The following is a 5,984-nucleotide window of genomic DNA, read 5'->3' on the forward strand; positions in this document are numbered from 1 at the left end:
AGTAAATTTGGCTGGAGGATTGAAAAAAGATGCAGACTCGGATAAAATAAACTTAGCTAGAAAACTATCAGATGAAGAAAAAATACATGTTCCTAAAATTGGAGAAGAGAGTGTAATTCCTGAAACCTCAAATTCAAATCAGTCTGATAATAGCAAAATTAATATAAACACCTGTACAAAAGAAGAATTAATGTCATTGCCAGGTGTTGGAGAAGTTTTAGCAGGAAGAATAGTAGAGTACAGAGATAACAATCCATTTAAAGCTATTGAGGATATAATGAATGTATCTGGTATAGGTGATAAAAAATTTGAAAGCATTAAAGAACTTATTATAGTTAAATAAGGAGTGACATATATGGATAAAAGATTAACCCAATTAACCAAAAGTTCAGGGTGAGCAGCTAAAATCGGTCCCGATATATTGGCACAGGTTTTGTGCCAACTACCAAAAACTTTTGATGAGAATTTAATAGTAGGATTAGACACTGCCGATGATGCAGCTGTCTATAAAATAAATGATGATTTGGCTTTAATTCAAACTTTGGATTTTTTTACTCCAATTGTAGATGATCCATATGTATTTGGACAAATTGCAGCAGCCAATTCTTTAAGCGATGTATACGCAATGGGGGGAGAACCCAAATTAGCTATGAACATAGTAGGTTTTCCAACTTGTTTGAGTCCCGATGTATTGGTTAATATATTAAAAGGAGGACATGATAAAGTAGCTGAAGCAGGAGCTATTTTAGTCGGAGGGCATACTGTAGAAGATGATGAGCCTAAATATGGTTTATCTGTGGCAGGGTTCGTAAATCCAAAAAAGGTATTAACCAATAGCAATGCAAAACCAGGAGATTTACTAGTGTTAACTAAACCTTTAGGCGTTGGCATAATAAATACAGCCATTAAAGGTGGATTAGCAGATAAAGAATCATATGATGAAGCAGTTAAAGTCATGTCTACCTTAAATAAATATGCCAAAGAAGCAATAGATAAGGTTCAGGTAAATAGTGTAACAGATATTACAGGATTTGGATTATTAGGTCATAGTTTAGAAATGGCAGAAGGTAGTTCAGTAACCATTAAAATTGATCATAAAAAAGTGCCAATAATTGAGAAGGCAATAGAATATGCAGGAATGGGGTTAATACCTGCAGGAGCATATTCAAATAGGGGATATATAGGAGACAATATAAAAATAGTTAATGAGATTCCAAATGAGATAGAGGATATACTATTCGATCCTCAAACATCGGGAGGATTGTTAATAGCAGTTTCTAAGGAAAATGTAGATTTATTAATGAAAGAATTAATAAATACACCAACCAGATATGCTTTAATAGGAGAAGTTGTAAAAAAAGAAGATTATCATTTAATAGTAGAATAAAAAGAGAGGGATTTTATGGGACAGAAAAGAAATTTGTTTAAGTTAATTCCTAAAGTAGATGAAATATTAGAAACTGATAAAGTTAGAAATTTAATGAATACTATTCCAAGAAAAATTGTAGTTGACTCTATTAGAGAAGAGATAGAATTATTAAGAAAAGATATAAAAAATAATTCTTTAAAAGAAGAAGAAATCAATGAAAAAAACAAAGATATATTAGATTTAATAATAGATAGAGCAGAAAAGAAAAATTCCTATAGATTGAAAAGAGTTGTAAATGGAACTGGGGTAGTGATCCATACAAATATTGGCCGTTCTTTAATTAGTGAAGATATTTTTGATAATATTAAGGATATAGCCATTAATTATTCTAATCTTGAGTATGATTTAGAAAAGGGAGAAAGAGGATCCCGATATAGTCACCTGAAAGATATTATTGTTGAGATTACAGGTGGAGAAGATGCCATGGTTGTAAACAATAATGCTGCAGCAGTTTTATTAGTGCTGAGTACTTTAGCTAAAGAAAAGGAAGTTATAGTATCAAGAGGAGAATTAATAGAAATAGGTGGAGCTTTCAGGATACCAGATGTAATGGAACAAAGTGGTGCTATTTTAAAAGCAGTAGGTACTACAAACAAAACTCATTTATGGGACTTTGAAAATGCAATCACCGAGGAAACTGCAGCATTATTAAAGGTTCATACTAGTAATTATAGGATATTAGGATTTACTTCTTCTGTTTCTGCAGAAGAACTATATCCATTAAAGAAAAAATACGACCTTCCATTAATTGAAGATTTAGGAAGTGGGGTTTTAGTTGATTTGTCTAAATTTGGTTTGGAATATGAACCAACAGTTCAGGATTCAATTAAAAAAGGAGTAGATGTAGTAACATTTAGTGGCGACAAGCTATTAGGAGGACCACAAGCAGGAGTAATAGTGGGTAAAAAGGAGTATATCGATGCTATGAAGAAAAACCCTTTAACCAGAGCATTTAGAGTGGATAAATTTACCATATCAGCTTTGGAAGCAACCCTTAGACTTTATCTTGATGAAAAGATAGCAATAGAGAAAATACCAACCTTGAATATGCTATCATTAGAAATTAATGAATTAGAAAATAAGGCAAAAAAACTATATAATATGATTGCTGAAAAGGTTGATACTAAAAACTGTAAAATAGAAATAGTAGATAGTTATTCAGAAGTTGGTGGTGGTTCTTTACCTCTAGAAAAAATACCTACTAAATGTATTTTATTTAGCTTAAATGATGGGAGCGTTTCTGATTTTGAAAAATCTTTAAGAGAATACAAAACGCCAATTATTACAAGAGTATATAAAGATAATATATTCATAGATTTAAGAACTATAAGGGAAGAAGAATTTGATATTGTTGTAGATGGATTATTATTTGGATTTGAGAGAGTGAAAGGGTGTATTATATGAAGCATATTATAGTTGGAACAGCTGGGCATATAGATCATGGGAAGACTACACTTATAAAAGCACTAACTGGCAGAAACACGGATAGATTGAAGGAAGAGAAAGATAGAGGGATCTCAATTGAATTGGGTTTCACCTATTTTGATTTACCCAGTGGGAAAAGAGCTGGTATAATAGATGTTCCAGGGCATGAAAAATTTGTAAAGAATATGTTGGCTGGGGTTATGGGAATGGATATAGTCCTATTAGTAATAGCAGCAGATGAAGGAGTAATGCCTCAAACCAAAGAACATTTAGCCATATTAAATTTATTAGGAATTGACAAAGGATTTATCGTATTAACTAAAGCGGATTTAGTAGAAGAAGAATGGTTAGAATTGGTCAAAGAAGATGTGAGAGAACAAGTTCAAGGTACTTTTTTAGAAAATAGTCATATTATACCTGTATCTTCTATTGAAAAAACTGGTATAGAAGAAGTAAAAAAATTAATTGATGAATTAACTTTAGATATAGAAGATAGGGAAAGTTATGATATGCCAAGATTACCTATTGATAGGGTATTTACAATTGCAGGTTTTGGAACGGTAGTGACAGGAACTTTGTTATCGGGAAGTTTAAGCATAGGGGATGAAATACAAATTTTTCCTGGAAATAATTTGGCAAGAATAAGGACTTTACAAGTTCATGACCAAGATACCGAAAAAGCCTTTGCTGGACAAAGAGTAGCAATAAATATGTCAGGTATTAAAAAAGAAGAAGTAGATAGAGGGGATGTTATTGCTCCTAAAGATTCCATGAAAGAAACTTTAATGTTAGATGCAAAGGTTAAACTTATTAAAGATTTAGATAGAGCAATTACCAATAGAACCCGACTTAGACTATATATTGGAACTAAGGAATTACTTTGTAGGATAGTACTCTTGGATAAGGAAGTATTAAACCCTGGAGAAGAAGCTTATGCCCAATTGAGATTAGAAGAAAATACCGTTGCAAAGAGAGGGGATAGATTTATTATTAGATTTTATTCTCCTATGTTCACTATAGGAGGTGGAGAGATATTAGAACCTAATCCAACTAAAAAACAACCCTTTGATATAGATGCTATTGAAGAACTTAAAATAAAGGATAAAGGCCAATCTATAGATATAATAGAAAAGATTATATTAGATAAGAGTAAGTACTTCCCAACAATAAAAGAAATTGCTACTACAACTGCCATGTTAGAAGAAAAAGTAAAAACAGATGTAAATAAATTGGAAAAATTAGATAAAGTTGTATCGTTTAGTTTAACTAAGGATTTACACATTGTTCATATAGATTATTTTAATCAATTAAGTAATAATATAATTGAAGAACTAGAGTCTTTCCATAAAAAATATCCTCTTCGCTATGGTGTATCTAAAGAAGAAATACGCAGTAAATTTTTGAACAATGCACCTGCAAAGGTTGGAGAAAAGTTTATTGATATACTTATGAAAAAAGGATTTATTGAACAAAAAAAGGAAAGCATTCACAATGCTGGATTTGAGGTAAAATATAATGATCTTCAATTAAAAATTAAAAATAGTATAATCAAAATTTTTGAAGAAAAAAAGTTTTCACCACCAAAGAAAGAAGAATTGATTAAAATAGTAAACGAAGATTTTAACGAAGTTGATGAAGTAATTAATGCCCTAGTTAATAATGGTAATATAATCAAATTAAGTGAAGAGATTTATCTATATAAAACAGTTTATGAAGAAGCACTAAGATTACTAAAGGAGTTTATTAGAGAGAATAATTTTATTACTGTTGCTCAATTTAGAGATATACTAAATACTAATAGAAAAGTTGCTTTAGCTTTATTAGAGTATTTTGATCAATTCAAAATAACAAAAAGGGATGGAGATAAGAGAATACTTATAGAAGGTTAAATATAAGCTCTATTTCTTTTGACATGGAGTGATATTGATGAGTACTAGAGTAATAGTTATAAATAGAGATAAACTTTTTGTAAAAGGATTAAAATATAGCTTAGAACAAGACAACTATATTGTTGAGGCAGCTTTTAGCATTAAAGAAGCTATGGAGAAAATAAAGAAGAAAGATTATGGTTTGGTTATACTGGATTTAGTATTACCAGATGGTAATGGGCTTAAGTTTTGTCAAACCATCAGGGACAACTCTCAAGTACCAATTATTATTCTAACAGAAAAGGAAGAAGATATTAATAAGATTTTAGCATTAGAGTATGGAGCTGATGATTATATAACCAAACCATTCAATATTTTGGTTCTGAAAGCTAAAATAAAAGCAATTTTAAGAAGAGTAAATATGAAAAACTATGAAATAGATAATCAAACCATGAAAATAGATGATTTTATCATAAATGCACTAGGTAGAAAATTAATAATTGGAGATAAAAGTATATCTTTAACAGGAAAAGAGTTTGACCTATTTTATTTATTGGTATCCAATCCAGGGAAAGTATTTACAAGAGAAGAGTTACTAGAAACTATCTGGGGATACGAATATTTTGGAGATTTAAGAACGGTAGATGTTCATATAAGAAGGCTTAGAGAAAAAATAGAAAAAGATTCTAGCAATGTAGAATATATTCACACCAAATGGGGAGAAGGATACTATTTTAAAAGCAAAAGAGCAAGCGCTGCTATAGATTAGTGAGTATCTAGGTCTCTGTTATTTTGGATATTCTAAAAATAATATTTTTGCTATAATTTAGAAACAGAGGAGCTGTATCAATAAGAACATAATTTGTAAAATAAACATCGGTAATTAAATGCGACGTAAACGTCACAAATTGTGAATTTTAAATTGTGAATTGTGAATTAAAAAGAAGGTTATGCTTGTAATTTTATGAGAATCAACGGGTTGACATATAAAGGGGTTGACACATAGGTCAACCCCTACAATGTAGAATATATCACGGTTGTGGGTAGGGATGGACCTGTGTGTCCATCCGATTTCATAGGACATATTAATTATATTTGGGCTCGCAGTGGTTCAAGCATATATAACGGTTGGTGCATGGGGGCAAACCTATGTGTCTGCCCTCCAATTAATATAATTAACATAAGGGGGAACACATATGTATGGAGTAATAGCTTTACTTATTGTTGTAGCATTAGGTCTGCACTTGAATTCAAATAGCAAG

Annotated in this window: 5 protein-coding genes; all 5 read left to right on the plus strand. The window is 30.8% G+C overall.

All coding sequences use genetic code 11. The features are described 5' to 3' along the window. Positions 1 to 343 (plus strand): helix-hairpin-helix domain-containing protein (locus VK998_RS00395; RefSeq protein ID WP_325224230.1); only part of this gene is annotated, 343 nt, incomplete at its 5' end. A gap of 12 nt (positions 344 to 355) precedes the next feature. Beyond that, on the plus strand, positions 356 to 1,387 hold the full coding sequence (selD, locus tag VK998_RS00400; RefSeq protein ID WP_325224232.1) for a selenide, water dikinase SelD: 1,032 nt from the start codon (positions 356 to 358) through the stop codon (positions 1,385 to 1,387). A 15-nt stretch (positions 1,388 to 1,402) separates the two neighbouring features. After that, positions 1,403 to 2,833 (plus strand): L-seryl-tRNA(Sec) selenium transferase, encoded by a 1,431-nt coding sequence (selA, locus tag VK998_RS00405; protein WP_325224233.1) that lies wholly within the window; start codon positions 1,403 to 1,405, stop codon positions 2,831 to 2,833. Beyond that, a complete protein-coding gene (selB, locus tag VK998_RS00410; protein ID WP_325224236.1) occupies positions 2,830 to 4,743 on the plus strand; it encodes a selenocysteine-specific translation elongation factor in 1,914 nt (637 codons plus the stop codon). The genes selA and selB overlap by 4 nt, the downstream gene beginning before the upstream one ends. Before the next feature lie 37 nt (positions 4,744 to 4,780). Continuing rightward, positions 4,781 to 5,491 carry a response regulator transcription factor gene (locus VK998_RS00415; RefSeq protein WP_325224239.1) on the plus strand — a complete coding sequence of 237 codons (711 nt, stop codon included), beginning with the start codon at positions 4,781 to 4,783 and terminating at the stop codon, positions 5,489 to 5,491. Positions 5,492 to 5,984: the final 493 nt, after the last annotated feature.

This window comes from Schnuerera sp. (assembly GCF_035459645.1).
Lineage (GTDB): Bacteria > Bacillota > Clostridia > Tissierellales > Tepidimicrobiaceae > Schnuerera.